This is a genomic window from Rhizobium sp. P1_E1, from assembly GCF_056406015.1.
The window spans coordinates 1-1,668 of the sequence record NZ_JBFUAY010000465.1 but is presented as its reverse complement, the minus strand read 5'-3'; the positions used below and the strand labels follow the sequence as shown (position 1 = coordinate 1,668).

4 protein-coding genes are annotated in these 1,668 nt (G+C 56.2%); 3 read left to right on the top strand and 1 reads right to left on the bottom strand.

Annotation, left to right across the window (positions count from 1 at the left end):
• The 3 genes from AC1D1Z_RS37145 to AC1D1Z_RS37135 all read left to right on the top strand — a co-directional run.
• Positions 1-305, top strand: a 305-nt coding sequence (locus tag AC1D1Z_RS37145; protein ID WP_477853810.1) for an HAD domain-containing protein, incomplete at its 5' end; no start/stop codon positions are given.
• Entirely contained in the window at positions 302-757 is a 456-nt protein-coding gene (locus tag AC1D1Z_RS37140) for a hypothetical protein (RefSeq protein ID WP_477700070.1), read from the top strand. The genes AC1D1Z_RS37145 and AC1D1Z_RS37140, both read left to right, overlap by 4 nt.
• Before the next feature lie 21 nt (positions 758-778).
• On the top strand, positions 779-1,285 hold the full coding sequence (locus AC1D1Z_RS37135) for a helix-turn-helix domain-containing protein (protein WP_477700071.1): 507 nt from the start codon (positions 779-781) through the stop codon (positions 1,283-1,285).
• A gap of 53 nt (positions 1,286-1,338) precedes the next feature.
• Here AC1D1Z_RS37135 and AC1D1Z_RS37130 read toward each other — a convergent pair.
• Positions 1,339-1,668: hypothetical protein (locus AC1D1Z_RS37130; RefSeq protein WP_477853808.1), on the bottom strand; the 330-nt coding region annotated here is incomplete at its 5' end.

Genomic DNA, 1,668 nt, shown 5'->3' with positions numbered 1-1,668 from the left:
CCCTGAAGCATTATTTTTCTTACGACATATCAGAGCGCATCGTCGGAGTCACGCCTGACTCCAAGGATCTGGACCCTCGACAGTTTCCGGATGGCCTGGAGCTGTACCCGCGGGAATGGGAGTGCATCGCCTGGTTGCGTGCCAACCGGCCTTACAGCCCGCACTGGCTGGCCCTGGACGACAAGGCGTATTTGTTTCGGCCTTTTTGCAAGAACCTGCTGACCATCAATCCGGCGACAGGGTTTGTTAGCGCAGACGAGCGCCGGTTGCGCCAGCTGCTGCGCGAGCGAAAGGACATGCCATGATTGGACCAGATGTCGAACCTCCCCACCCAACCGTCGGCAGCGAGAACCGTGGCCGCTTTGCACATTTATATGGGGTGCTGACAGCCCAAGAAATGGCCGATCATCTGAAGTGTTCGCCGGAGGTGGTTTACGAACGCGCGGTTGCCGGTGAATTCATTTTCCTTTCGTCTCCAAACCGAGTCGATGACCGGCGCTATCCTGCGTTTCAGCTCAACGAGCGCCTGGACAAGTCACTGCTGACGCAAACCATCCAGAAATACCTAGAGGCCGATGTCAACTCGACCCTGCTCTGGAGCTTCTTGCGAAGCCCGCAGAAGATATACGCCGGTTTGACTCCCATCGAAATGCTGCTGGGCGGTATGCCGCCCGAATACGACACGCTAACGCCCGAGGAGAGGTCGGACGTATTCCTCGATGTGGTGGACGAAGAGATTTCGCGGGTGCGCTGGTGATCTCTGCTGCGGGCAATGATCATGTATGAATTCGCTGCGATCGGATTAGCGGTGCGTACCCGCCGCTCCGACATGGGTTTAACCCAGGAGCGTGTTGCCGACCTGTGCGGCTTGTCACCCACCACGGTGGAGGAATTGGAAAGCGGATCCATTGGCGAACTCGATTGGGCCCATGCAATTCGCCTGCTCTCGGTCTTAGGGCTAAGTGTCCTCGTCTCAAATCCACGGCCAACAAGGCGCCAGAGGGAGAAAGGAGAACCCGCGCTAGAGATAGCCGCACGCTCTGCGAGCACGAGCTATAGAGAAATACTCGATGCCGAGGGCCTGCGTGCGGCGATCCTCACTACAGAGTATCCAAAGAAACTAATGCCTTGTGTGCGTGCATTCCTGGAGGAGGCGTCCATCGCGTTGATCGCTGATGTGGTTGAGCAGCTACATCACGAAACCAGCGTCGATCGTGTCGAGTTGTGGCAATGCATGCGCGGCATGGCCAAGGCCGTTCACACGCGTCGAGATACTTGGTTGTGAGCCGCGCCTATTCAGCCGAGGAAACACCGGGCATCGCGATGAAGTGCAATGCGTTAGAGCGCGTCAAACTCATCYGCTCCATCCAGGAGCTCCTGCTTAAGTGATTTTGTACCCCGGAGCCGAACTACATTCTTCCCTGGATTTGGTGGCGCGGTGATGACTTTTCGAGGTGCCTTTGAGCGTACCTCCTTCGTATCGTATTGATTCAAAATCTCTTCCTCAATATCGCGCTGGTTTTTCTCGATCGCAACGGTCGCTGCTGCGATAGTGTTTGGTTCCTGCCTGCGATCAAAGGGGCACCAGAGATCTTCCCGCACCTTCCTTCCAGTGATCTGTTGCTTGAATAAAATCTCGATATCCTCGCGATGCACGGTGTACTTGGC

Bases quoted from the DNA above. Each gene is read 5' to 3' on its own strand.
- AC1D1Z_RS37140 (WP_477700070.1), top strand. From the start codon at position 302: ATGATTGGACCAGATGTCGAACCTCCCCACCCAACCGTCGGCAGCGAG.
- AC1D1Z_RS37135 (WP_477700071.1), top strand. From the start codon at position 779: ATGTATGAATTCGCTGCGATCGGATTAGCGGTGCGTACCCGCCGCTCC.